This window comes from Mycobacterium sp. OAE908 (assembly GCF_017872775.1).
GTDB lineage: Bacteria > Actinomycetota > Actinomycetes > Mycobacteriales > Mycobacteriaceae > Mycobacterium.
Window position 1 is genome coordinate 2926673 of the sequence record NZ_JAGGJL010000001.1, and the last position, 24984, is coordinate 2951656.

28 protein-coding genes and 1 pseudogene are annotated in these 24984 nt (G+C 64.8%); 15 read left to right on the forward strand and 14 right to left on the reverse strand.

Going from position 1 to position 24984, the window contains the following annotated elements:
- Positions 1-229: 229 nt before the first annotated feature.
- Positions 230-1540, forward strand: coding sequence for a glycosyltransferase family 1 protein (locus J3E61_RS14410; protein ID WP_210084019.1), 1311 nt, complete (start codon positions 230-232; stop codon positions 1538-1540).
- Positions 1541-1542: 2 nt separating this feature from the next.
- On the opposite strand, the gene J3E61_RS14415 is transcribed toward J3E61_RS14410, so the two are convergent.
- The gene (locus J3E61_RS14415; RefSeq protein WP_210085561.1) at positions 1543-2271 is read right to left on the reverse strand and encodes a hypothetical protein; all 729 of its coding nucleotides are present in this window, start codon (positions 2269-2271) and stop codon (positions 1543-1545) included.
- Between the two features lie 146 nt (positions 2272-2417).
- Positions 2418-3386, reverse strand: coding sequence for a ferritin-like domain-containing protein (locus J3E61_RS14420; protein ID WP_210084020.1), 969 nt, complete (start codon positions 3384-3386; stop codon positions 2418-2420).
- 628 nt (positions 3387-4014) lie between these two features.
- Between J3E61_RS14420 and J3E61_RS14425 the strand changes: the two genes are divergently transcribed.
- Positions 4015-4386, forward strand: coding sequence for a DUF2510 domain-containing protein (locus tag J3E61_RS14425; RefSeq protein ID WP_210085562.1), 372 nt, complete (start codon positions 4015-4017; stop codon positions 4384-4386).
- Here J3E61_RS14425 and J3E61_RS14430 read toward each other — a convergent pair.
- On the reverse strand, positions 4301-4954 hold the full coding sequence (locus tag J3E61_RS14430; protein ID WP_210084021.1) for a TetR/AcrR family transcriptional regulator: 654 nt from the start codon (positions 4952-4954) through the stop codon (positions 4301-4303). The genes J3E61_RS14425 and J3E61_RS14430 overlap by 86 nt on opposite strands.
- 57 nt (positions 4955-5011) lie before the next feature.
- Here J3E61_RS14430 and J3E61_RS14435 point away from each other — a divergent pair, with 57 nt between their 5' ends.
- A complete protein-coding gene (locus J3E61_RS14435; protein ID WP_210084022.1) occupies positions 5012-5629 on the forward strand; it encodes a class I SAM-dependent methyltransferase in 618 nt (205 codons plus the stop codon).
- 59 nt (positions 5630-5688) lie between these two features.
- On the opposite strand, the gene J3E61_RS14440 is transcribed toward J3E61_RS14435, so the two are convergent.
- Positions 5689-6582: a DUF732 domain-containing protein gene (locus tag J3E61_RS14440; protein ID WP_210084023.1), complete on the reverse strand. Its 894-nt coding sequence runs from the start codon at positions 6580-6582 to the stop codon at positions 5689-5691.
- A gap of 111 nt (positions 6583-6693) precedes the next feature.
- Complete coding sequence (locus J3E61_RS14445) at positions 6694-7764, reverse strand: GlxA family transcriptional regulator (protein WP_210084024.1); 1071 nt, start codon at positions 7762-7764, stop codon at positions 6694-6696.
- Between the two features lie 153 nt (positions 7765-7917).
- Here J3E61_RS14445 and J3E61_RS14450 point away from each other — a divergent pair, with 153 nt between their 5' ends.
- The 6 genes and pseudogenes from J3E61_RS14450 (at position 7918) to J3E61_RS14475 (ending at position 11151) form a co-directional block, all read left to right on the forward strand.
- Positions 7918-8460, forward strand: coding sequence for a DUF1097 domain-containing protein (locus tag J3E61_RS14450; RefSeq protein ID WP_210084025.1), 543 nt, complete (start codon positions 7918-7920; stop codon positions 8458-8460).
- Complete coding sequence (nthB, locus tag J3E61_RS14455) at positions 8460-9197, forward strand: nitrile hydratase subunit beta (RefSeq protein ID WP_192722270.1); 738 nt, start codon at positions 8460-8462, stop codon at positions 9195-9197. The genes J3E61_RS14450 and nthB overlap by 1 nt, the downstream gene beginning before the upstream one ends.
- Positions 9194-9814: a nitrile hydratase subunit alpha gene (nthA, locus tag J3E61_RS14460; protein ID WP_210084026.1), complete on the forward strand. Its 621-nt coding sequence runs from the start codon at positions 9194-9196 to the stop codon at positions 9812-9814. Before nthB ends, nthA begins: the two co-directional genes overlap by 4 nt.
- Before the next feature lie 6 nt (positions 9815-9820).
- Positions 9821-10129: pseudogene (locus J3E61_RS14465) on the forward strand (nitrile hydratase accessory protein); the annotation flags it as partial.
- A gap of 9 nt (positions 10130-10138) precedes the next feature.
- Positions 10139-10363 carry a CbtB-domain containing protein gene (locus tag J3E61_RS14470; RefSeq protein WP_210084027.1) on the forward strand — a complete coding sequence of 75 codons (225 nt, stop codon included), beginning with the start codon at positions 10139-10141 and terminating at the stop codon, positions 10361-10363.
- Complete coding sequence (locus J3E61_RS14475) at positions 10348-11151, forward strand: CbtA family protein (protein ID WP_210085563.1); 804 nt, start codon at positions 10348-10350, stop codon at positions 11149-11151. Before J3E61_RS14470 ends, J3E61_RS14475 begins: the two co-directional genes overlap by 16 nt.
- 175 nt (positions 11152-11326) lie before the next feature.
- On the opposite strand, the gene J3E61_RS14480 is transcribed toward J3E61_RS14475, so the two are convergent.
- The 3 genes from J3E61_RS14480 to J3E61_RS14490 are packed head-to-tail and all read right to left on the reverse strand — an operon-like array spanning position 11327 to position 13148.
- On the reverse strand, positions 11327-11827 hold the full coding sequence (locus tag J3E61_RS14480; RefSeq protein ID WP_210084028.1) for a barstar family protein: 501 nt from the start codon (positions 11825-11827) through the stop codon (positions 11327-11329).
- A gap of 56 nt (positions 11828-11883) precedes the next feature.
- Entirely contained in the window at positions 11884-12189 is a 306-nt protein-coding gene (locus J3E61_RS14485) for a hypothetical protein (RefSeq protein ID WP_210084029.1), read from the reverse strand.
- Positions 12189-13148: a PPE domain-containing protein gene (locus tag J3E61_RS14490; protein ID WP_210084030.1), complete on the reverse strand. Its 960-nt coding sequence runs from the start codon at positions 13146-13148 to the stop codon at positions 12189-12191. The genes J3E61_RS14485 and J3E61_RS14490 overlap by 1 nt, the downstream gene beginning before the upstream one ends.
- 616 nt (positions 13149-13764) lie before the next feature.
- Here J3E61_RS14490 and J3E61_RS14495 point away from each other — a divergent pair.
- Together J3E61_RS14495 and J3E61_RS14500 are read left to right on the forward strand one after the other, a co-directional pair.
- Positions 13765-14568: a transglutaminase family protein gene (locus J3E61_RS14495; RefSeq protein ID WP_210084031.1), complete on the forward strand. Its 804-nt coding sequence runs from the start codon at positions 13765-13767 to the stop codon at positions 14566-14568.
- Positions 14569-14800: 232 nt separating this feature from the next.
- Positions 14801-16084, forward strand: a complete 1284-nt coding sequence (locus J3E61_RS14500) for a DEAD/DEAH box helicase (RefSeq protein ID WP_210084032.1) — start codon at positions 14801-14803, stop codon at positions 16082-16084.
- Between the two features lie 11 nt (positions 16085-16095).
- Here J3E61_RS14500 and J3E61_RS14505 read toward each other — a convergent pair whose 3' ends face one another.
- Positions 16096-16611, reverse strand: a complete 516-nt coding sequence (locus J3E61_RS14505) for a hypothetical protein (RefSeq protein WP_210084033.1) — start codon at positions 16609-16611, stop codon at positions 16096-16098.
- Positions 16612-17003: 392 nt separating this feature from the next.
- On the opposite strand from J3E61_RS14505, the gene J3E61_RS14510 reads away from it, so the two are divergent.
- Positions 17004-17207 (forward strand): cold shock domain-containing protein, encoded by a 204-nt coding sequence (locus J3E61_RS14510; RefSeq protein WP_192722258.1) that lies wholly within the window; start codon positions 17004-17006, stop codon positions 17205-17207.
- Positions 17208-17276: 69 nt separating this feature from the next.
- Here the strand turns inward: J3E61_RS14510 and J3E61_RS14515 are convergent, their stop codons facing one another.
- Together J3E61_RS14515 and J3E61_RS14520 are read right to left on the reverse strand one after the other, a co-directional pair.
- Positions 17277-17417, reverse strand: coding sequence for a hypothetical protein (locus tag J3E61_RS14515; RefSeq protein WP_192722257.1), 141 nt, complete (start codon positions 17415-17417; stop codon positions 17277-17279).
- A gap of 141 nt (positions 17418-17558) precedes the next feature.
- Positions 17559-17720, reverse strand: a complete 162-nt coding sequence (locus tag J3E61_RS14520) for a hypothetical protein (RefSeq protein WP_192722500.1) — start codon at positions 17718-17720, stop codon at positions 17559-17561.
- Here J3E61_RS14520 and J3E61_RS14525 point away from each other — a divergent pair.
- The 3 genes from J3E61_RS14525 to J3E61_RS14535 are packed head-to-tail and all read left to right on the forward strand — an operon-like array spanning position 17650 to position 20298.
- Positions 17650-18774 carry a glycosyltransferase gene (locus J3E61_RS14525; RefSeq protein ID WP_210085564.1) on the forward strand — a complete coding sequence of 375 codons (1125 nt, stop codon included), beginning with the start codon at positions 17650-17652 and terminating at the stop codon, positions 18772-18774. The genes J3E61_RS14520 and J3E61_RS14525 overlap by 71 nt on opposite strands.
- 5 nt (positions 18775-18779) lie before the next feature.
- Positions 18780-19490, forward strand: a complete 711-nt coding sequence (locus J3E61_RS14530; RefSeq protein WP_192722256.1) for an ANTAR domain-containing protein — start codon at positions 18780-18782, stop codon at positions 19488-19490.
- A 49-nt stretch (positions 19491-19539) separates the two neighbouring features.
- Complete coding sequence (locus J3E61_RS14535) at positions 19540-20298, forward strand: GAF domain-containing protein (protein WP_192722255.1); 759 nt, start codon at positions 19540-19542, stop codon at positions 20296-20298.
- Here J3E61_RS14535 and J3E61_RS14540 read toward each other — a convergent pair.
- From J3E61_RS14540 to J3E61_RS14550, 3 genes are all read right to left on the reverse strand, one after another.
- Positions 20295-21095, reverse strand: a complete 801-nt coding sequence (locus tag J3E61_RS14540; RefSeq protein WP_210084034.1) for a GAF and ANTAR domain-containing protein — start codon at positions 21093-21095, stop codon at positions 20295-20297. The genes J3E61_RS14535 and J3E61_RS14540 overlap by 4 nt on opposite strands.
- 35 nt (positions 21096-21130) lie before the next feature.
- A complete protein-coding gene (locus tag J3E61_RS14545; RefSeq protein WP_210084035.1) occupies positions 21131-22765 on the reverse strand; it encodes a fatty acyl-AMP ligase in 1635 nt (544 codons plus the stop codon).
- 576 nt (positions 22766-23341) lie between these two features.
- On the reverse strand, positions 23342-24967 hold the full coding sequence (locus tag J3E61_RS14550; RefSeq protein ID WP_210084036.1) for a peptide chain release factor 3: 1626 nt from the start codon (positions 24965-24967) through the stop codon (positions 23342-23344).
- Positions 24968-24984 lie beyond the last annotated feature (17 nt).

The following is a 24984-nucleotide window of genomic DNA, read 5'->3' on the forward strand; positions in this document are numbered from 1 at the left end:
AGGCCGGGACAGTGACGCCTCGTCATCCGCGGCTTGATCAACAAAGCTGAAGCGGAAATTTTGCGACGCCACAACGGGCTCAGGCTGTTGGATCAACCGAGATGGTTTTGCAAGGGTACCCGTGAAAGGCCGTCGCCTAAACCACACGTTTGTCAGCGTGTGCATCGGTCATGCATCGATGGCTACGCTTGGCATCAGCGCAGCTGATAGCCATTCGACGAAAGGCGCCATGGCCCGATATCTCCTAGCCGCAAGCCCCTTGGCCGGTCATGTAATGCCGATGCTGCGCATCGCCGCGGATCTGCACGACCGCGGCCACCACGTAACCATGCTCACCGGTGCGCGCTACCACGATTCGATCAGCACCTCTGGCGTTCACGCGATCGGTCTGCCACTCGCCGGGCAGCCGTCTGCGCAGCGCGGTAGGAGTGTTGGCAGGGCGTGGCTGCCCTCGCTGATGAACCGGTTGTTGGCCGGACGCGCCGAAATGCGCTCGGTTTTCATCGAACCCATGGCAGCGCAATACCACGCGCTACTCGGCGCAGTGCACGCAGCAGACGTCGATGCGGTGTTGTGCGACGTCGCGTTCACCGGTGCCGTGCCGTTGATCTTGAGCGAGCTGCGGCGTCCGCCTGTCCTCGTGTGCGGCGTGGGGCCGCTGACCTTGTCCAGTGCCGATACCCCGCCGTTCGGCATGGCTTGGCAGCCACGCCCAAACACGGATTACGGCGGGATGCACTGGTTCGTGCAACGCGTACTGTTCGCCGACATTCAAGCCGAGTTCAACCGCTGCGTAAGCGAACTCGGGCCGTCACCCTCGCCGGTGTTTCTCACAGACTGGCCGATGCTCGCCGATCGGCTGCTGCAGCTGACCATTCCCGCGCTTGAATTCCCGCGCAGCGATTTGCCACGCTCCGTGGTCTTCACCGGGCCTGTCCTTCCTCGTGCACAGACGACCGAGTCCACGCGCGCTTGGCTCACCGATGCCCGCGCCGCCGCAACGGTGGTGCACGTGACACAAGGCACCTGGAACAACGACGATCCCGCTGACCTGATTCGGCCGACGCTTGACGCACTCGGGCATCGCAGCGACTTGCTGCTCGTAGTGACGACCGGCCGGCCGGGGCGCACGACAGTGCCCGGCCGGATCCCGCCGAATGCCTACATCACCGACTATCTGCCCTACAACGAACTGCTGCCCCACGTCGACATGATGATCACCAACGGCGGCTACGGCGGGGTGCATGAGGCGCTTTCTCACGGCATCCCGCTGATCATCGCGGGGGAGGGCGCCGACAAGCCCGAGGTGGCTGCGCGCGTGCACGCTGCCGGAGCCGCCATAACCCTTGACGCCAAACGACTTTCGCCGTCGCACATCACCGCGGCCGTCGACGACATCCTCTCGAACGAGCGCTATCGCGCCGCCGCTCGCACGCTGGCCGCCGACATCGCCGAAACGAATGCCTTCGACACGATTGCCGACACGCTCGCGAACCTCACGCCAGAACCCGAGCCAGCGCAGCTGCGGCCGGAGCGATGAATTCATCGGCGGCGAAGCACAACCGCCGAGCCCAGCACGACGACCGCCGCCACGGCTGCCGTCACCGACAACACGACGCTGTCCCGCCCCGCAGCGCCGATTGCGATCGCCACCAGCGCCCATAACGCGCCAGCCACGTATCCGGGAGACCCGCGCAACATCGTCGTCATCCCCAACGCGAACACCGCGGCAGTCACCAACACCGCGAACTGCCACCACGGCGCCGACGCCGATACGCCCGAATTGATCAGTGCCGCCGCAACATTCGCGAACACCGCGATGCTGCTCCACCCCAGATACACGCCGAACGTCACCGTCGCCAACACAGCCAGCCACCGCGGACACGTCATATCGTGTGGCCGTCGCACCAGTAGCCGCATGATGTGGATCAACGCCGACACCATCACCGCGAAGACCACCACGCTGACCCACAGCCAGTCCTGCGCGGCCACCACCAGCCACACGCTGAATCCGACGAACACCACGCAGGTGTCGATGAGCAGGCTCGTCTCCCACCACGCGCCCAGGCCGTAGCGCAGAATCGCCACCGCCGTCGCCGCACTCAGCGCAGTGATCAAACCCCACAGGCCGAACGCGTACCCGGCTGGCGTGATCAGCGCCTCGTTCGTGGCGCCCGACTCGAGGAAATTACCGGCGATCGCTTCGGCGACGAACGGCGCGGCCAACTGGCTCAGCGCCAGCACCGCAGCGATCCATCGCCACCTCACCATTGCTCTCGGCTCGATGTTCGTTGCGTTGGCCAACTCGTCTCCCTTCGGACCCATGATCTAGAGGGATTCGAAGCAGCGACGCCGTTGGATGGGCATGAAAATGCCCGCCTGCAAGCGACAGTCGCTCACAGGCGGGCATCGGGCGGTTAGGTGCTGATACCGACCACTTCTTGAGCGATATCAGCAAGCCTTGTTTGGGCAGCCGACACGACGCGCGCACGATTCTTGTGCGCCTCCTCGTAGGCCACGATCGCGCGGATGTCGCTCGGATCGGTGAGCTCCTTGACCTCCGCGACCGCGTCGGCGACCGTCAGTTCGTCGTAGTCCGCAATCGGCAACTCCGAGGCGTCGAGCACGCCGCCGGCCGCACGTGCGGAGTGCAGCGCGTCGGCGGCCTTGCCTGCGCCTTCGCCGCGGACGACCTCTTCGGCACGTTGGAGCGCCGCATCACGCGAAGCACCCAGTGCCTTGAGCGTCACTTCACTGGCCCGCTGGGCGCGGCGCCGCAGCTCCTCGACCGCAGGCCCGGTCGAACGCAGTACTTCGACCGCCCGGTCGACCGACTGCGCCGACCACGTCGCCGGCAGGTTGAACAGCTTGATCGCGGTGCCTGCGGTGGCCTGCAGCGGCGTGCGCCGCAACGCGGCGGGGCCACCGAGCGCGTCCTCGGCCAGCACCGTCGTCAGCCAATTGACCGTGGCCGAATGCGCGGTGATCAGCCGGTCCGCGAGCTCTTGCACGTCGGTGTGCTTACCGGCTACCGCCAGCGCCTTGATGTAACGGGCACGATCGAGCAGCTGGTCCTCCAGTGCGAGGTCGCCGAGCAGCGCCTCGTCGAACGGCTGAGCCTGCTCGGTCAGCGCCTTGACCGCAGCCGCGGCGCGGCCGAGGAACGGGCCGATCGTGTCGGGAAAACCGCCCAGGTCCCTGATCGCCTTCTGAATGGCCTCGGCGCGGATGCGGCCATTGTTCGCATTCTGTGACAGCTCATTGCGCACCGCCTCGGTGCGGGCCTGCGCGACGCGTGTTTCCGCGACCTGGATCTCGGTGTGGGTGAGATCAAGCATGGAGCGCAGCTGCGCGAGCAGCCTGGTGTCGGTGTCTGTTGCAGACATGGTGGATAAGCCCCCTCAAGTGGTGTGTTTGCTTGTGCTTTCCGCACTCACCCATGCGGCTACCCATTACGCGGGTAGGAGCTAACGCCAAACGCGCTGTGACATGGACCACGCTCGCGCAAGCCCGCCGGCGAAGAACGAGTACCGCACTACTCACGCCCACCGCTCAGCTTGGCGGCATTCTCGAGTTGCCGGAGGGGCCGTAAGCGGCGGCCCGAGTGATGGAAGGAAGACCATCGTGGCTGACCCGGATTATCTCCCGCTGCTGGTCCCTGTTGTCGGCGCGGCTGTAGGCGCTATTGGAATTGTGACACGCGATCTCTACGACCGGCGTTCGGAGATCGGTCGCCAGAAGTATGCGATGGATATCGCGACGCGCCAGGTGAATTTCGCAGCAGAATGGTGGAAAGCCAAGCAGGCTCTCGGTTGCTCCCCGGACGACCAAGACGCACGCGCGACGGCCGAAGCGTGGCTGCAACAGGCCACTTCTCTGATCGCGCCGGCCACCCCGGTGCCGGACGTGCCGGATACCTACGCGTCGGTGACGAGAAGACTGCTATTGGCGTACCCGCTGCGGCGTCGAACGGCCAAAGCTCTGCGGGTGCTGTACTACGCACTGCTGGTGTTCATGGTTCTCGTCGTGCTGGGTTCCTTGTTCGAAGCGTCGTTGCCGGACTTCGGTGTTGCCGAAGCATTGGCTCTTGGCGTTAACAGCATCATCATCTACGGGTTGGCCGCCCTAGGCGTTCGCGCGCTGGCGGCGTCGGTCGAGAACCGCGACGCTAGAGGGGGACTCATTGCACCTCAACGACTCTCACCACGAACGGGTACGCCGGCCACGCCGCAGGCTGGTTGGTATCCGGATCCGAGCGGCGTTTCTGGACAACGCTATTGGGATGGTCAGCAGTGGATGCCTAGCCCTGCCTCAGCAGCGTCGCCTGGAGGGTATGCCGCAGCCAGTCCTGATACTGGTCGCTGCTCCACTGCCACTGCTGGGTGAACATGGCGTACACCTCGCTGCTCGTGAGCGTCCACAGGACGGCCGCCGCGTCCTCGACGCTCATCGAGTCCCGCAACGGACCGTTGGCCGCGACCCATTCTGCGACGGTCGTCATCGCCTCCCGCCGCTGCCGCAAGTTCAGATCGTCACGTAGCGAGGCGATTTCGGGTTCGACAGCGGCCGCGTCACGCAGCAGCGCGTTGTAGGGGCCGACGCGGCGTAACTGTGCGGTGATACCAACGGCGAAGCGGTGCAACTGCTCTCGTTGGTCTCTGCTTTGCCGGACGGTCTGAGGTCCCTCGCGCTCGAGAAAGGGGATGTCCTCGTCGTCCCCGCCGACGACGTAGTCCATCACCTCTTTGAGCACACCGCGCTTGTTGCCGAACAGCCGGAAAATGAGGTCGTTCGAAACGCCTGACGCCGTGGCGATTTCGGCCATTCTCGTCTGGAGATAACCGCCGGACAGGAACAACTCGGCCGCGGTCTTCACGATGCGAACGCGTCGCTCCGTGGCGGCGGCGCGGCGACGCGTCGCGTCATACCGTCGCGTGTTGACATCTCCGGCCACAGTGGGGCATCCTACTCACAATTAATTCTAGTATGACTCGAATGAATTGAGGAAACGATGAGCCTGTTCTACTCAGTCGCCTACGCGGTCGGTTTCACGCCGTGGGAGGCCGCCGGTGAAGCCGACCGAGCCACGTTGAAGCGCTTGTTCGCCCGCGAAGAGGCCGAACGCGCGGCGCCTGGCAAGGCGCTCGACCTCGGCTGCGGCACCGGCATGCACACCCTCGAGTTGGCCGCCCGCGGATGGACGGTCACCGGGGTCGATTCGAATGCCCGGGCCGTCACCCGAGCCAAACGCCGCCTCGCCGAACAGCGGCTGCCCGCTTCGGCGATGCAGGCCGATGTCACTGACCTCGGCGCGGACGATGTCGGTGCCGGATACGACTTCTTCCTCGACATCGGCTGCTACCACGGGCTCAGCCCGCACCAGCGGACCGCAATGGGGCGTAGTGTCACCGCGCTCGCCGCTCCGGGTGCCACATTGCTGTTGCTGGCGTTCCAGCCGGACAGGTTGCCCAGGCCGCTGCCTCGCGGCGCGAACCGGTCGACCATCGAAAAGTCCTTCCCCGGTTGGGATGTCACCGAGACGGACGTCGCATCGACCGAGGGCATGCCGCGACCACTGCGGAAGGCCGCTCCCACGTGGTATCGGCTGCGGTACAAAGGCGCCGCGTGACGGCAACGAAACTGAGTATTCCGGGGTTATGTCTGCGGCACACCTGGGGTGGGTGGCGACTACGGGTTGCCGAGGCGGATATGGATCCCGTGACTGGCGAGCTGGTCGAAGGTGTAGATGAAGTCCCCGCGGTGGCTCACGGAAACGACGTATCGGTCCTGGCCCTCCGTGATGGGGAAGGTGAACAGGAACGTGCAGGTCGTTTCGTCGCCCTTGCCCTCACCTAGTGATGTTGAGGTCAGGATCTCGCCTTTGCCGTTACGGACGACGACCTGCGTGGCGGGGGTGATATCGGAGTAGCCGTTGACTCCGTGGCATGCCCCATTGTCTGCTGCGATCGAACTGACAACCGCCTCTGGTCCACCACCGGTCAGCACGAATGTCCCTGTCACAGTGGCATTTTCGAGAACACGGAAGCCGGTGGCGAACCGCGGACAGAAAATATCGACGGCGATCTTGTCGGCGGTCTGACCCTGCTGCGGCCCGCCGTCGTCGAGTTGCCGGCAGACCTGCTTGCCGTGCGCAACCGCGTTGGCATCGGAGTTGAACTGGCCGGCCAGCCCGGCATCGTGCAACGTGGACAGGTAGACGTCCTCCGGCGGCGGCGAATGACGGCGTTCGGGAACGTGCAGCGCCCAAAACACCAGGGCCGCCGTGACGATGACGACGGCCGCCGCGCCGGTGCCCAGCCAGGTTGACCGGATACTGGTCCTGCCGCGCGCGGGCACATCGACGTAGTCGGGCAGCATGGCGCCACCATCGGGGTCGTCGGACTGGGCCCTGCCGTTGCGTACCCGCCTGGTGGGGCGTCCGGCGATGTAGTACCGGCCTTCATGCCGTGCCGTCGGGTCGGGACGCCAACCGGTCAGGGCGACGTCTTTGCCTGGGGCGCCGCACTTTTCACAGACTCCGCTGCTGTCAACAGCTGTACCGCAATATGGACACGCCGTCACGGCAGTACCCCAGCCTCTGCCCGGTAGTCGGGCAACTGGAGCGAATCTGTCTTGGTGTCGCGGCGGAGCATCACCGCCATTGTCGCCCGTTCGCGACCTAGATTTCGAGACTCAACGTGAGCCGACGGGCGCGGTCGACCGCACACCTGTCGTCCGGAAGCGACTCCGATACATGCTGGGGGAGACGCCGAGCGCGCGGCGGAAGGTGCGTCGCATCGTGTCCGCCGAACCGAAGCCAGCCCGCCGCGCAACCGCTTCCTGGCTGTTGTCTCCGGTGGCGAGCAGCACCTTGGCCGCCTCCAGTCGCGCCCGCTCGACAAACCGGGCCGGCGTCATCCCGACCTGGACCCGGAACATGCGCACGAGATGCCGCTCGCTCACGGCCGCGCGATCGGCCATGGTCGCGATGGAATGGTCAGCGCTGGGATCGGCGACAACGGAGTCCAGGATCTCGCGCAGTCCCCTCGAAACCGGCAACGCCGCCTCGGTCCACACACTGAACTGCGCCTGACCGCCCGGGCGCTGCAGAAACACCACCATCCACCGCGCCACCCGCCTGGCCACGTCCGGGCCGTAGTCGCTTTCCACCAGCGCCAGGCCGAGGTCGATGCCGGCGCTGATGCCCGCACCGGTGATGAACGCGCCGTCCTGAACGAACAGCGAATCAGGGTCCACCGAGACGTGCGGATAGGCGCGCGCCAACTCCTGACAATGCGCCCAATGCGTGGTCGCGCGGCGCCCGTCGAGCAAACCGAGCGCGGCAAGCACAAACGCGCCTGTGCACACCGACGCCACCCTGCGCGCCCGCGGCGCCAGTTCGCGCACCATCTGCAACGCCGACTCGACGACGTCGGGCGTCTGCTCCTCTGGGATGTCGTGCTCACCCGGCGTGAATTTGAAGTCGGCGGGCACACCGCCCGGCACGATCAGCGTGTCGATCCGGTCGGGCACCTCTGCGAGAGACGTGTCGACATTCAGCGTGACGTATGACGTCGTCTGGACGGCTTCACCGGTCAGCGAGGCCAAGATCACGTCGTATCGCGCGCCAAAGTCGTTGGCACGGGCGAAGATTTCCAACGGCGCGGCCACGTCCTGCAGCGTCACCTTGTCGTACAACGCGAAGACGACAGTCTTGTGTGCCTTCCCCGGCCGCTGCGGCCTGTTCTCGTCGGGCACCGTCACACCCCCATCTAAAGGTGCACACAAGCTAACGGCCATGTGTTACGACGACGTTGCCGACCGCACGTCCGGATTTGCGCGAATCGTGTCCGGTCCTGACGGTCTGAGAATTCCAAGCGTAACACCGGCGAAACCTGCTGAGCTGAAGCTCCTTTCATGGATTCTCGGACAGCCTCGACGCTGAGCATCGGCGTCCTAGGCGGACTGGCGGTCGCACTGACCGCAGAAGTCATCACTGTGCCCATCTGGGTGGTGTTCTTGGCGTGGGCGTCGTTCTTCTTCGTCGGCGGCGGGACCGTCGGCTGGATTCGCTCCGTGTCGTCGAACCTCGTCGGCGTGGTCATCGCGTCGGCGAGCCTCTACGCCGCCTACCTGATGGGCGGCAGCCTGCTGGTCACCGCGATCGCGGTGGGCGTTGGCAGTGCGGTGATGGTGCAGGCGTCGTGGGTACCGCTGTTGTCGACCACGCCTGCCGTCGTCGTCGGATTCGCCTCCACCGTGTCGACGGTGGCAGGCACCCGCAACGACATCACCGTCACCACCATCTCCCACCCCGGACTCGTCGCCGCCGTCGCGTGCGTGCTCGGGGCGTCCTTCGGACTGCTTCAGGAGTATTTGGCCACCGCGATGACGAAGAAAACGGCCGATGACCGCGTTAGGCCAACCGGGACCGCGCCAACGGAAGGAAGTCCTGCCTGATGAAACTGCAGCACTATCTCGGCGGCCTGGAAGGCCTGCCCGAACCGCTGACGATGGAAAAGCGTGTCTTCGTTGAAGAGTGGGAGAAACGCATCTTCGGCATCCACGTCGCGATGATGGGGTTGTCGAACCATCTCGGCTCCGCACTGCCTGCCTATCCGATCGACGAGGTGCCGACGGCCTTCAAGGACGAATGGACATGGGCCGACCTGCGTACCGGCGCCGAGGCGATGAACCCGTTCGACTACTTCAAGTACCGCTACTACGAGAAGTGGCTGGGCGGCATCACCCAGTTCTTCATCGACAAGGGCTACGTGACCGAAGAGGAGCTCACCGCGCGCGCCGCCGAACTCCCTTCAGCACCAGACGTTTCGGGGGAGGCCGCGGTCGACGACCAGGTGATCGCCTATCTGCGTGAGGGTGACAGCCCACGCCGCGACGTCGCTCATCCGAAGTTTGCCGTCGGGTCAACCGTGCGCATCACCAATGTGCCTGCCGACGCGCACAGCCGGTTGCCGGGCTATCTGCGCGGACGCACCGGCACCGTGGAACGCGTCTTCGAAGGTGACTACGCCTACTTCTGCCACACCGGCGACGGCATCGGCGACCCGATGCCGATCTACATCGTCGAATTCGAGCCGTCAGAAATCTGGGGTCCGCGCGCGGAGGACGGCCCACTGATGCTCTACGCCGAGCTTTTCGAGGCCTATTTGGAACCGATCGAGGAGGAGTCATGACCGGCCAGTTCGCTTACCCGCCAGACCGCGAGGAAGCCAGCGCGGCGAAGGCAGCCGCGTTGGAGTCATTGCTGATCGAGAAGGGTGTCATCACACCACAGACCGTCGACAAGGTGCTCGCATATTTCGAGACCGAGATGACACCGCTCAACGGCAAGAAGATCGTCGTAAAGGCCTGGACCGACCCGGAATTCGCGGAGAAGATCGTCACCGACACGCCCGCAGCGATCGCCGAAATGGATTTCCCCGACGGCATGGCCGGCGCTGAAGGCGAGCACCTGCAGGCGGTGGCCAACACCGCCGGTGTGCACAACCTGGTGATCTGCACATTGTGCTCGTGTTTCCCCTGGCCGGTACTCGGGCTGCCGCCGTACTGGTACAAGGACCCGACGTTCCGGTCGCGCGCGGCCCGCGAGCCGCGCAAGGTGCTCGCCGAAGTCGGTGTGGACCTGCCCGCCGACACCGAGATCAAGGTGTGGGACTCCAGTGGACACTCGCGGTGGTTCGTGATTCCCGAAAGACCCTCGGGCACCGAAGATTTCACAGACGAGATGTTGATGGATCTGGTGACAACAGAGTCGATGATCGGCGTGGCGCTGGCGGGGCAGACGTCATGAAGCTGGCACGAGACCTGCACCACCGACCAGGCCGCCCCGCAGTTCGATCACGAATGGCAGCGCAGGGCGTTCGGCTTGGCGCTCGCACTGTCCGAGTTCCGCCACTACCCGTGGAGTGAATTCCAGGAGACGCTGATCGCGACGATCGGCGAGTGGGAGAGCACCCCGGAATCCGAACGCGGGCAATGGGAGTACTACGACCACTGGGTCGCGACGCTCGAGAAGCTCGTCGACCGCCACGAACTGCTGACCGCGCCGGTGCTGACCGACGCCAGCGACCACGCGCTGCCCGTCGCACACGACCACGACCACTGAGGATTTCCGATGAACAACGCAAACCCCGCTTTTGCCGTCCCCCGGGTCAACCTGCGGGCGGCCGCTGCAGTGCTCGCCGCCCCGGCTCGATTGACAGTCATCACTATGCTCGCGCTGATCGCGTACTACTTCGTGGGATACGACCAAGGTGCGGTGTCGGTGTTCGGCTCGGACACCCACATCCACGAGTTCCTGCATGATGCGCGGCACCTGCTCGGATTCCCGTGTCACTAACCGCTGTTCGTTTTCTGGTGCCCGGCGCGGTGGCCGGCATCGTGTCATACGCGTTCAGCCGCGTGATGATCGAACCGCTGATCGGCGCCGCGGTGGACTACGAGGGTGCTCGCGAGCACGCCGAGTCACAACTTGCCGGGGGCGAGCATGACCACGGTCATGAGGTGTTCACCCGTGCGGTGCAAGAGAACGTCGGCGCTGCGGTCGGTGTCGTCGTGTTCGGCATCGTCATGGGTGTGCTGTTCGCGGTGGCCTACAACGCGATTCGAACCGTGTTGGGACGACGGGGCATCACGCCGGATTCGACCGGTCTGGCGTTGGCGCTATCCGCGGGCATGTTTGTGGTGATTGTGTTGGTGCCGAGCCTGAAGTATCCGGCGAATCCGCCGACGGTGGGGCTGGAAGACACGATCGGAGCGCGTAGTTCGTCGTTCCTGGCGATCACGGTGGTCTCCGTCGTGGGTGCATGCGTCGCGGTGGCTGCTGGGCTGGCTTGGTCGCGTCGGTGGGGTGCCTGGCGGGCCACTGGTGTTGCGGCCGGCGGCTACGTGGCGGTGATGCTGTGCGCGATGGCGCTGCTGCCCAGCTTCCACGAAGTCCCCGGCCCGCTGAGCGGACCTGACGGCCTGGTGTTGGGCGGCTTTCCGGCCGAGGTGCTGGCCGAGTTCCGGCTGTATTCGTTGGTGAACCAGGCCTTGCTGTGGATGGTGATCGGCGTGACGTGGGCTTGCCTCGCAGCTGTGCCGCGGATGTCGGCCAAGGACCTTGTCGGTATGCGCAAGCAGTAGAGGTAACCAGGACGGCACCGCAGCGTGTCAACATTTGATGACGCCGCCAGTACGGCAGTGGTTCTGCGGACAGCTCGAATCGGGGCTGCTGCGACCCCGGAGCGATATTGGCCGCGAGTCCTCGTCGGTCGGGGCGTCCACCTCATCAATATCCGCGACTCCGCAGGCGAGAGCATCAGAGGCGAGCGAACGTGGCGCCTGCGGCGCTTATCCTCGCTACCAACGCGTCAACAGCGTCAGGGTCGCACGCCAGTATTGATTGAAACGCGATTGGCCGGCGGCCACGGGCGCCGAAGTCTGCGGTCTCTTGATGCCATCTCTCATGCGCATCTGTAAGGACTGTAAGTAAGGATTGAAACCCACGGTCGGACTCCGAGAGGAGATGCTCCGCCGAATCAAAGATGATCAAGTAACTCAGCCCTGGTAGCCAGTTGAGGTCGGTTATGCAGTCCCACAATGCATTCCAGTTCTCGCCGAAGTAATAGGGAAACTGCAACGCAGCAGCCACTTCGTCGAAAAAGCGTGCTTCGTCAAAGGATTTGGGGCCTCGAACGCGAAGAATGTCCCACTCTGGGTGCGCAGGCGTCCATGCTATGAGGTGGTCTGCCACCGTCGATGGGGTGGCGCCCATGACCGAGAGAGCTGGGCCGTCAGGATCAAACAACTCCTCAGCCATCCGACGCCTCCTCGCCTCTGATCACTGCTGTTCCTGGTATGGACAACAAGACGTCGCTAAGGGCATTCGCGGCCTTCGTAGAGGCGAGCATAGGCGTCGCGCGCCCGAGCCCTTAGCTCTTCGCCGCTGATGCCACCCGTGCGCTCTCTGAGGGCGGGATCGCTGACGTAGTCGTCGACGTCGGCGAAGAGTTCGTCCAGGATGTCGAACTGCTCGCCGATCACTTGGTTCGGGTCATCTTTGAACCGAGCTAGGTAGTCCGTCTCAAACCTGTCGGCCGAGATATCCCCAATTACAAAGCGGTGGATCAATTCCCGATAATTCTCGAGCATTCGGGACACGCTGGCTTCATCTGCGGGCATCATCCACCTCCGAGCTTCCCTTGGTTCAAGATATTGGTCGCTTGCGCCTGCGAAACACGCCACCCCGAAATGAATTCACCAGTCGGGCTCTGTACAACCACCGTACCGGTTGACGGATTGTAGTTGAGGATGGCCGGATCACCCCTGTACGTGCCTGCGATGTGCATGGTGGCAGGGTCGCTCACTTGCTCTTGCACAGCGTTCTCAAATGCGTCGAAGCCTGCTTTCCCGCGCGGCTCGGTAACGCCAAAGTCCTGGGCATGTTTGAACTTCGCCTCAATCTGTGAGCGTGCGATGATGAGCGGCGTCTCTGGAGCGAGTTTCACACCGGGCCCGAGTTGGGGCTCCATTGGCGGTGACGGGATGTCCGACTGGGTGGCGATCGGTGGACACGGCGCTATCGGGTGGCCGACTCCCGTTAGGGCGTCGCTGACTGCGGCGTGATACTGCTTCTCGGCGTCCTCCGCCTTCGTGACCAACTCGGCATAACGAGATGTCGCTTGTTGGTACTCGATCATGCCGATCGCCGGCGAAACAGCCATCAACGCCGCCGCTTTCATCACGTCTGATTCGGCATCGGCGAACTCATCCGGGGTCGGTGTGTTCTCCTTCGCAATGTCGAATGCATGCGCCACCCCTTCCGCCTCAACGGAAAGTCGTTCTGCCCACGCGGCTGCAGAGTCCAACCACTTGGCATGGTCCATGATGTTGTTGGCTGCCACGTCGCCGGTAGACCAATGGTCGGTGACCTTCATAGCGACCGAGCGGGTGTCGTCAGCAGCGTGGGTTATGTCTTGGCTGTAGTTGTGCCACGCGCGCGAAAAGTCCCGCAGATCACCCGAACCCGGACCTGAATGCAAATCCTTGGAGAACTGCTCGCCCCCGATCGACGGCGGTGCCGGCGGCTCGGGAATGATCGCAATCGGCGGCTGATGCGGCATCGGCGGCAGCACCGGCATCTGCAGTGGACCCGACGACGATGTGACCGGCGGCGCGTCAGAGTTATCGACACGGTGGATGGCGGCGGCTCCCGCTCGATCTGCCAGTTCGAACACCACAGCTGCTGACTTGATAACAGCGCCGCCATACTCTCGGACCCGAGCCGCGTATTCCAGTAGTTCAATCAGCGCGGTCTCATGCGCGTTCAGCGTCCTCGCTGCGCCAAGTGATGTGGAGTCAGAACCTGGTGGCGCGCAGTTCGACGGCTTGAACGGATGCCCCAGCGACTGTAGCCGCCCACCGTCGGCATTCAGCGCATCGATGTCGACCTCGAGAACTGGCCCCGTCATATCGTCGGACTCCTCCGAAATCGACTCAGCACCGAGGAATCACGATATCGCTCTCGGTGGGTGTCTCAGCGCACCAATGCTCGCGTCCCAGGCATCCGATGTGAGATCGAGCTGATCACCGGGCGTGGCCGCGCGCGGTGACGGCTTCGTGCAGTCGCCCCATTCGCCCTGGCGGCGGATACGATGGGTGAAGCGACTGATCTCGACGTTGCAAAGCGCGGCGTCCATCGACGGTACGTCAATGACTTGGTGCCGAGTCACGGTGCGATGGACGAGAGGGACTGAAGTGAGACGAGAGGTCGCGGCCGAACTAGAGATCGAAATCACATCGCCGACGACATTGGAGTTCCAGATTGCGGTCGCGCCGCATCCCAACGCCTCGGTTTCGGAGACCCTGTCGTTCAACTTGAACGGCTCGAACGTGGAGCCGCTGGAGGTAAGCGGTGTACACGGCAACCGCATCCACAAACTCGAAGTGCCAGCCGGCAGCCTGAGCGTCCACTACGCCGCAGCGATCGTCGGCCGAGCCGAACCCGCGCCCGTCACCGAGTACGACCTGTCGATGTATCTGCGCCCCAGCCGCTACGCCGAGGCCGACAAATTCTTCGGTTTCGCCGCAACAGAATTCGGCAACTACGCCGACTCGACGACGTTGCTGGAAAAGGTGTCCTCGTGGGTCGGCACCCGACTCAACTACGTACCCGGATCCAGCGACCCGATCGACGGCGCGGTCGACACCCTGCTTGCCGGCGCCGGAGTCTGCCGCGACTACGCACATTTGGTTGTCGCGTTGTTGCGGGCCGTGAAAATGCCCGCCCGAGTCGTCTCGGTGTACGCGCCGGGACTATCACCGATGGACTTCCATGCGGTGGCCGAGGCATTCGTGGACGGGCAATGGCGGGTGGTCGACGGGACCTTGCTGGCACCTCGTCAGTCGTTGGTGCGCATCGCCACCGGGCGTGACGCTGCCGACATCGCGTTCCTCGACAACCACAAGGGCGCAATCGAACTCACCAAAATGGAGGTGATGGCGATCGTCGACGGGGACCTTCCGAACGACTCGATCGACCAATTGGTGTCGATCGGCTAACAGCCGGCCAGGCCGCAGTGATTTCCTACGAAACCATCGACCCTGTACGCTGGGCGTAACGCAGGCGTCGGGAAATTCGACGCCGGTACGTCGTGGATCACTTCTCACCCGTGCACACGCACTTGGTTTTCTCGCGGCGATCGATATTGCCCACCGGCAATCTCGCCACCTTGCACTCGTGCGCGTCGAGCCTCGCCGCGCACAGCGCAACCACCGAAAGACATCTCTCAACGTGACAACCCAACCGACCTTCGCCGACCTCGGCGTTGGCCAGCCGCTCATCGATGCACTCACCGCGCGCGGCATCCTCAATCCCTTCCCGATCCAGGAGAAGACTCTTCCCGACACCCTCGCAGGCCGAGATGTGTTGGGACGCGGCAAAACCGGAAGCGGTAAGACACTTGCCTTCTCGCTGCCGTTGATCACCCGGATCGCGGCGTTGCCGCAACGGAAGCGGCCCACCGGACTTGTCCTCGCGCCGACGCGGGAGCTCGCGACTCAAATTGCTGCTGCTCTCACACCCCTCGCGGCCGCGCACGGCCTGAAGGTCACCACGATCTTCGGTGGCGTGCCGCAGAGCCGCCAGGTCAGTGCGCTGCGCGCCGGCGTCGACATCGTCGTGGCCTGCCCGGGCCGGCTGGAAGACTTGATGAAGCAGCGCGTCATCTCCCTCGACGCGGTGGAGGTCACCGTCGTCGACGAGGCCGATCACATGGCTGACCTCGGCTTTCTTCCCGGCGTCACCCGTATCCTGGCCGCCACCCCCGCAAGCGGACAGCGGCTGCTGTTCTCCGCCACCTTGGACAACGGCGTGGACAAGCTGGTGAAGCGCTTCTTGCGCAACCCGGTCACCCACTCCGTCGACGAGGCGCACTCGCCGGTCCAGGAGATGGCTCACCACGTCTTCCACGTCGCCGACACCAAGGCCAAGACGGAACTGGTTCGCCACCTTGCCTCTGGCACCGGGCGCCGGATTCTGTTCATGCGCACCAAACATCAGGCACGCAAGCTCGCCCGTCAGCTCACCGAATCCGGTGTGCCCTCAGTTGACTTGCACGGCAACCTCTCTCAACCCGCACGGGACCGTAACCTCGCGGCGTTCAGCGCAGGCACCGCCCGCGTACTGGTCGCCACCGACATCGCCGCGCGTGGTGTGCACGTCGACGCCGTCGAACTGGTTGTGCACGTTGACCCTCCGGTGGAGCACAAGGCTTATCTGCACCGCTCCGGCCGCACCGCCCGCGCAGGCAACGCCGGTGACGTCGTCACCGTGGTGCTGCCCGAGCAACGCCGCGAGCTGCAGCACGTCATGCGCAAAGCGGGCATCAGCGTTCGCCCGCAAGAGGTTTCAGCGCACTCGGAACCCGTCAAGGCGCTCGTCGGGGAAATCGCCCCATATCAGGCTCCGAAGGCCCTGCAGCCCGCCAACGCCGCGCCGCACGCGCAAGGATCGCAGCGACGTGCGCCTGCCGGCGGCCGCCCCAGGCGTCGCCGGAGCACCAGGCGAGCGGCCTGATCGCACGCGGCTTAGAGGCTGCTCACCGGCTGAATCGGCGTCGCCGGGCCGGCGCCGGATTTCGACCGCCCGCATTCCGCCTGCGCCGCACGAACGATCTCGTCGGCCGCGCGGTAAGCGGCGGACTCCATGTGGCTGGCAAACACCGGTAGGCAGGCGGCCCGGCGCAGCACCATCACGGCCAGCGCCGTGCTCGTCGCACAGGGCACCACCAGCAGGTTCGCTCGGGCCAGGCTGCCAGTAACCGTCATGACGCGTTGGCGGCGAGTCTTCCAGCCGGGTAGCACGTCAGCCCCCCGACGAGTCAAGGAATCGAGGTCGAGCACCCCGTCGATCGCCGACCAATTGACACCGATGTCGACGACATCGCCCAGTCGATCGCGAACCGCGTCCATCAGTCCGGGTAGCTCGCGTGCCACCGATGGACTGTGCGGCCACCATGCCCCGTTGACCTCATTGTCGATCAGCACGGTCGCCAACGTGACCCGGGTCGGTTTGGCCAACCGTCTGGGATCTGGGCGGCTCATGGACGAATAGCCGAAATCAGTTGGTTCGCAGAGGTTTTGATATTCAACGCGTGATCCACGGACTTGTCCTTCGCTTCGAAACCGATCGAGACGAATACAGTGACGCGACCGGCATGCAAATCGGATCGCACGTCGATCTGGTTCGGCCCCACGGGGGCAGGATCACGTTGACAAACGAAACGGTTCACCATTGACGATACACCCGGCGACATGCGACGCGACTCGGCGAGCAAACGCTGCAAAGTGCCATCTGCCAGGCGCGAAAACCGTTGCGTCCAAACGTCGAAAACCGGCCATAAACAACGCCTGAAGTGGGCGAAAGGGGCCGTCCGTGTTAGCGTTGTCGAGGATGCTCAGGTGCATCCGTTCAAGAATGAAAGTAGTTGAAAAGTATGGCACAGGGAACTGTGAAGTGGTTCAACGGTGACAAGGGCTTCGGCTTCATCACCCCAGACGGCGGCACCGAAGACGTGTTCGTTCATTACTCGGCAATCCAGGGCGGCGGATTCAGGTCGCTCGAGGAGAACCAGCGCGTGCAGTTCGACATCGAACAGGGCAACAAGGGCCCTCAGGCGGTCGGAGTGACGGCGCTCTAACGAGTCCGGTCTAACTGTGGGCTGGTGGGATCATTCCCGCCAGCCCACATCTCATTTCAATGGCCAGACTCAGCGCCGCTTGTTCAGATCCGTGATCGACTCCGTGGCCGCGAGTTTGGCTGCGGACTTCGCGTTCTTGTCCGCCCGTTTCTCCTTCAAAGACTTTCCGGACTTCTTGGACATCGCTTGCCGCGGAGACTTGTCAGACACTGCTGGCCCCTTGCTTTATGGGGGCCTGATTGGTCCCGATTCTTTCGACCATACGCCACAAAACATGCGATTCCTGCCTCACCGCGGCGGGCCTCGGGTGTACCGTAAAACCCGTTGGAAACCCAGCCACTCCGGGCTGTGTCAGCCGTCCTGACCGCTGATCGCGCCGAGCAACCGCTCATGCCGGACACGCAGGTACCGGAATGTCGGGATCACGTTGAACGCTCCAACCATCGTCGAATCGGCGAGTCCTGCTGCACCGCAACGACTTTCCCGCACCGCACGGTTCGCGATTCTCAGCACCCAAACGTCACCCCCCTGCGGGGCTGCGAAATTCAGCGCCGGTTTGTCCGCTGCATTGCGTGCTCACGGATCGGACACAGACGTCATTTGGGTGCCCGACGGTGAATTTTCTTCAGGGCAGCAAGAGATCGGTTCGTGCCGCAGCCGGCTCGACCAGGCTGACGTCGCGGTCATCCAATACGGTAATGCCGTCGACTGCATCGACGGCGAAAGCGTGATAGATGTTCTTCGTGGGCTGCGTGTTCCTTCGATCGTCATCGCCCACGCTGTTCCCAAAAAGCCAACTGCACAACAGCGTTCGGTTCTCGAAGCGATCGCGGCCACCGCGAGCCACCTGGTCGTCACGTCCGAGGCGGCACGCCGGCAGCTATGCCTGACCTATCAGGTCGACCGTCGCAGAGTCGCGATGATTCCGCTGGGTGCGACGGTCCCCGAGGCCCCTCGGGTGAAAGTTCCCAGCAGGCCGATCATCTTGACGTGCGCGCTGATGGGCCCGGGGAAAGGCATCGAAAAAGTCATCGACGCGATGCCCCATTTGAAGGATTTGCCGGGGCGGCCCCGATACGTGGTCGCCGGTCCCACCCATCCGCGAGTCATGGCCGCCGAGGGCGAGGCGTATCGGAGCGCACGAATCGAACAAGCCCGGCGCCTCGACGTGGCGGATTCGGTGAAATTCGACCCCGGTTACTACTCGGGGCCGATGCTGACGGCGTTGATTCAGCAGGCAGCTGTCATCGCGCTGCCCTTCGACTCCGACGAGCATGTGAGTTGCGGCGTGCTCGTCGATGCGATCGCGAACGGCAGACCTGTTGTCGCATCCGAATTTCCGCATGCCGTCGAGCTTCTCAACAGTGGGGCCGGCATCATCGTTGACCCCGACGACTCCGAGGCGCTGGCGGCGGCGCTGCGTACGGTCATCCGGCAGCCCCGCCTTGCCGGCACCATGGCCGCCGAGGCGCGCAACCGCGCAGCGGAGTTGACATGGCCGGTGGTGGCCGCCGCCTACGTCCGACTGGCCCACAGCCTTCTGGCCGAATGGCGCTCGCGAGCATGAATTAGATGGCCATCCACGACGAGCTCCTCGCCGCGGTCGACGGCACGCGTGGGGTAGACGCCGCTGATCGGCTCTGTGAGGCGTGTGTGACCCTCTTCGATGTTGACGCCGCGGCGATCTCGCTGGTGTTCGACGGGGCCAACAGCGGCACGCTGGGCTCCAGCGGCGAACCCGCGCGAATGTACGACGAGCTCCAGTTCATCCTCGGCGAGGGCCCCTGCCTGGACTCCGTCGCCCGCCGCTCACCGGTCGCCGTCGTCGACCTCGCCGACCCCGACGAAGAGCGCTGGCCGGTGTACGGCCCTGCCATGCTGGACCTCAAGGTGCACGGCGTCTATGCGATGCCCGTCCTGGTCGCAGGCGAATACATCGGCGCACTCGACCTGTTTCGCACCGAGCCCAAGCGTCTGGAGGACCACCACTTCGCCGGAGCCATCGCCGCCGCCGAGCTGGCCAGCATCCCACTGCTCGATCTTCTCGACACCGACATGCAGGCCGCGTTCGACGACCCCGACAGCAATGCCTGGGCCGACCTCCACACCCTTTCGCGCGCCGAGGTCAGCCAGGCCACCGGCATGCTGGTCGCTCAGCTCGGGGTCGAACCCGCCGAGGCCCTGGTGCGGCTGCGTGCCCACGCCTATGCGACCGGCCGCAGCGCCACTGATGTGGCCCGCGACATCCTCGACCGTCGGTTGAGGCTCGGGGAGGAGGATTGAATGCAGGTCCGCAAACCGCCACCGCTGCACGACGACATTGGAGGGCATCGTGACTGAACCCGCCCGCGAAACCAGCGCACTCGACGCGGTGGTCTCCCTCGTCGAAACCGTGCTCGAGGACTTCGACACCGTAGAACTTCTCACCGAATTCAGCGAGCGCTGCGTGGAGCTGCTTGACGTCGCCGCCGCAGGCTTCCTGCTCGCCGACCCGCTCGACCAGCTGCATCTGCTGGCCGCTACCACCGAACGGGCTCGTGAATTGGAACTGTTCCAGTTGCAGGCCGACGAGGGCCCGTGCATCGATTGCTATTCCACCGGAAAGCCGGTCTCGGTCGCGGACCTGACGGCGGCCGAGGAGCGATGGCCCCGGTTCGTCCCGGCAGCGCTGCAGGCAGGGTTCGCGTCCGTACACGCTGTGCCGATGCGCGCGGCGGGCCTCGTCCTCGGTGCGCTCGGACTGTTCGGCAGCGGCCCCGGCGAACTCGACGACGCCGACCGCCTCGTAGCGCAGACCCTCGCCCACGTAGCGAGTGTCGCGCTGCTGCGCGAGCACGCACCGACCCCGTCGACCGTCATCCCGCAGTTGCGCGCCGCGCTGGCCGGCCGGGTGCTGATCGAGCAGGCCAAGGGATTCCTGCGCGAAGCCCTCGATGTGTCGGTGGAGGACGCGTTCGCGGTGCTGCGGGCCTACGCCAGGGCCAACAATGAACACCTCACGGTTGTGGCCCGCCGATTGATGACCGACCGTCATGCGCGGCCGGTGCTGGTCGCGGCGATCGCTGAATTCGCAACGTCCCCAAGGGCTTAAGGGCGTCGGCGGGCTTGCGCGCGCCGCACCGCCTCGTCAACCAGCCGCTGGGCCACGAGGTGCAGCTTGATGTTCTGCGCCTGGCTCAGCCGCATCAATCGGCTGAACGCCTCTTCCGCGCCGGCGCCCGACCGGCTCCGAATTATCCCGATCGCCTGATCGATCACGGCGCGGTTGTCCAGCGCACGCTGCAGCTGGTTGGTGCGCTCCCGGGCACTGTCGAGCAGCTGTGCGTTGTACACCGATACTGCAGCCGGTCCGGCGAACTGAGTGCCCAACTGCACCGCGTGCTCTCCGAACGCGTCGCGCCGGTAGGCGTAGGCATTGATGGCGCCGATCACCTTGTAGTCCACGATGAGTGGCAGTGCCAGTGCGGAATGCACGCCCATCCTGGCCACTCGGCCACCAAGGTGCGGCCACCGGCTGTCACTTCCCAGCGACCCGCTCACGGTGGCCCGCCGCGAAGACATGCATGTCAGACAAGGACCCTCCTGGACGTCGAGATATTGCGCCTTGTCGATGTCTTCGACGAACTCCCCAGTGACTGCCCATGTTTCGATCGAATCTGCCCCGGTGTCGACGAGTGTGACGCCGGCACCGTTGACGCCGGGAATCGCCTGCTGCGCGAACTCCGCCACATCACCGAGCACCGCGAGCAGGCTGCGGGCGCCTGCGACGATGCCGGCCACACCGGTGAGCGCGGCATGCAGGTCGTCCTCGTCGGCTTCGCGTTGGGCGGCAGACAGATCCGGCTCCGGTGCCGATACCCGACCGGGCTGCGCGTCGTAATCAGCCATCCTGCGTTGGAACTTACTCGCCGGGCAGGGCCATGTCAGTTGACGAGTGACAATGCGTGCGCGCGTCGCAGCTTGCCCGACGGAGTCTTCGGGATCATGCCGGGCGCGAGCACGACGACGTTTCGCGGCCGCACGTCGACCTCGGCGAAAACTTCGTGCGCTACCTGGCGTTCCACCCGGCGAATCTCTTCATGATCATCGAATTCCTTGCACTCCACCGCGACCGCGAAGGTCTCCCTCGACAGCCCGGCATCCAGCCGCACCGCGACCGCACATCCCGGGCGCACCCCGGATACGCGGCCCGCCGCACGTTCGATGTCGGTGGGGTAGATGTTGCGGCCGGCCATGATGATGACGTCCTTGAGGCGTCCGCACACCACCACATCGCCGGTTTCGGTCAGGTAGCCGAGGTCGCCGGTGTCGTACCAGCCCCGCGCGTCCTGCGCCTCGATGAACCCGGCCACCGTGGTGTATCCGCGGGTCACAGGCTCGCCGCGCACCTCGATGACGCCGACTGCGCGCGATCCCAGCACCGCGCCGTCCTCATCGATGACGCGTAGCTCCATGCCTTTCAGCGGCTGGCCCAGGGTGACCAGTCGCCGGGTGTTTCCGCGTGTCGCGGGGACCGCGCGATGCAGGACGGACAGCAGATCGGCGTCCACCTCGTCGACCTTCATGCCGCCGCCACATTCGGAGAACGACACGGCCACCGTCGTCTCGGCCATGCCGTAGGCGGGGATGATCGCCTCAGGGCGCAGCCCGAATGGGGCGCCCGCCTCGCAGAGATCCTCGACGTCGACGGGGTCCACCTGCTCCGCCCCCGACAGCGCCCACCGCAGCGACGACAAGTCGTACTCCCCGGGCTTGGCCTGCTTGCGCAACCGGTTCGCGAACAGGTTGTAGGCGAAGTTCGGAGCAGCGGTCATGGTGCCGCGGTACTTGTCAATCAGCTTGGCCCACAACAACGTATCCCGCAGAAAGTCCATCGGCGTGATCTTGACGAGCTCGGCGCCGATGTACATCGGCACGGTGAGGTAGCCCGTCATGCCCATGTCGTGGAAGCACGGCAGCCAACTCACGATCACGTCGCTGTCGAGATCGAAGTCGCAGCCTTCCATCATCGCCTCGGCGTTGGCGACGATGTTGGCGTGCGTGATCTGGACGGCCTTCGGCGAACCCGTTGAGCCCGATGTCAGCTGCATCAACGCGATGTCGTCGTCGTAGCTCTTGACGGGTCCAACAGGGGCGTTCGCGAGCAGTGCCTCGATGGTCAGCACCGTCATGCCGAGTTCGGCCAGCACCGGCGCCGCGGCCATGAACGGATCGGAAACGATGACGGCTTTCGCCGAAATCATGTTGATGACGGCCGTCGTCTCGTCTGCCCACCGCACCAGATCGGTGCGGGGCGTCGGCTGATGCAGCATCGTCGCGCTGGCGCCGCGCATCCAAATCCCTTGGGCGGTAGGCGCTATCTCGACGGGCGCGCCCGCCAGCACCGCGATGGCGTCACCGTGCCCGATGCCGGCGGCGGCCAGTCCGCCCGCGATTCGCGCGGCGCGCTGGTGAACTTCGGCCCAGCTCTGCCGAAGCGGTGCATGCGGCTCTCCGGTAATGAAGCTCCGCATGCTCCATTTCGCATTGGTGAACATTGTCTCGGTGAATTGGCTCACGAAAGTCCTTTAGACATAGACGTTTTGACGCCTGTGGAGGTTGTTCGAGTCATCCAGCGAGCTGGGGACGCTGCGCGTGGCGATGATGCGCGAGCCGCTGGGGTTCGACCGTCGTCCAGCCCTGCCAAGGGGCCGACGATGAGTGCGGAGGTGCGGGTCTCCTCTGTGTACACCCCAGATGGTCACCTCGCCCCGGATGAAGCGTGGTGCCTTGCGTTGCAGACAGACAGACTGTACAGACCCGGTAGCGGGGCAACGCACACGCGCGCCGAGATCCGCCCAAGTCGTTATAAACGACCAACAAGCAGACACGGGACCCCCCTGCGTCATGCGCAACCGTGAAGATCGGCTGACGTCGGGGCTCAGGCGCCCTTTTCGGCGGGGAGGTCAGATCGCCGCCGTGACGTTTCCGCGAGGCTGGAGAGTCAACCCGCTTGGACCGTACCGCCTAGACCGCCCTCAGGTCGACATTTCTGGCCGGTCGAGATCTGCCGTACCCCTTTGTGATGACGTCGTTATGTCCTTGCTTGCGACCGCGGCGAGCCCGAAAGAGCCTTGAGGTGCTGTTTGCCGGGTTTACCCCTCCGCCGCCACCAACGATCCCAGCTTCACGTCGGGGTTGTCGCGTTGGAAACCTTCCAGCCGCCAACGGGTGGAGAACAGCACAAGCATCACCCCGTCAGTGCGTGTCAGGACCTCGGAGGACACCTGCTTGGCCATGAATTCGGCGTCGGCGGGGTCGAGGATCCGCGCGACTTGGTAGGGCAGTGACTCCAGCGATATCGGGGCGCTGAGCTCGGTGGCCATCCGGTGAGTAGCCACTTCGAACTGCATCGGACCGACGGCGGCAAGTACCGGAGCCTGGTCACCGCGACGGTCTGAGCGGAGCACCTGAACGACGCCCTCCTGCTCGAGCTGTTCGATCCCGCGGCGAAACTGCTTGTGCTTACTGGGATCGGTGCCGCGGGCCACCGCGAAATGCTCGGGAGAGAAGCTCGGTATCGGCGGATATTGCACCGGGACGTCGCGATACAGCGTGTCGCCCGGGCGCAGGGTGGCAGCGTTGGCCAGTCCGATGACATCTCCTGGCCATGCCGTATCCAGCGTGGCGCGTTGCTGCCCGAACACCGATTGTGCGTACTTGGTGACGAACGGCTTGCCGGTGGCGGCGTGGGTGAGCACGTCGCCGCGTTCGAAGGTGCCCGAGACGACGCGCGCGTAGGCGATGCGATCGCGGTGCGCGGAGTCCATTCCGGCCTGCACCTTGAAAACGAAAGCGCTGAAAGGTGATTCGGTGCCGCGCCGTGTCCCGTCGACGTCGAGCGCACCGCTGGGTGGCGGCGCGATGTCGACGAGCACGTCGAGCAGCTGATTGACCCCGAAGTTCAACGCCGCGGAGGTGAACAGCACCGGGGTGGTCGCGCCGCTCAGGAACTGCTCGCGGTCGTAGTCGGAACCGTCGGCGGACAGCAGTTCAGACTCCTCGACGGCGTTCTCCCAGTCGACTCCGGCGGCGCTATGGGCGTCGGCCACGGCGATGTGCTCTTCGGGAGCAGCGGTGGCGCCACCTGCGGTCCGGGTGAACCGGACGTAGTTGCCACTTCGGCGGTCGAGCACGCCTTTGAAGTCGCCGGCGATGCCGACAGGCCAGGTCAGGGGAGTGGGGCGCAGCCCGATGCGGGCCTGGATCTCGTCCATCAGCTCCAGGGCGTGGCGGCCGGGCCGGTCCCACTTGTTGATCACCGTGATGATCGGGATCCGTCGGTGCTTGCACACCTGAAACAGCTTCAGCGTCTGCGGCTCAAGGCCTTTCGCGGCGTCGATCAGCATCACCGCGGAGTCGACGGCCGTGAGCACCCGGTAGGTGTCCTCGGAGAAGTCGGCGTGGCCCGGGGTGTCGAGCAGGTTGATCACGCAGCTGCGGTACGGGAACTGCAACGCCGTCGAGGTGATCGAGATGCCCCTGGCCTTCTCCATCTCCATCCAGTCCGACACCGTCGAGCGGCGGCCCGCTTTACCGTGCACCGCGCCGGCCTCGGTGATGGCCCGGGCGTGCAGCGCCAGCGCCTCGGTCAACGTGGATTTGCCGGCGTCGGGATGGCTGATCACGGCGAAGGTACGGCGGCGGGCCGCCTCAGCCCCGATACGGCCAGCTGAAACGGTGTCGGGGGTCGCGGGAGCGACCAGGGCATTGTCGGTCATAGCACCAGCGATGGTAT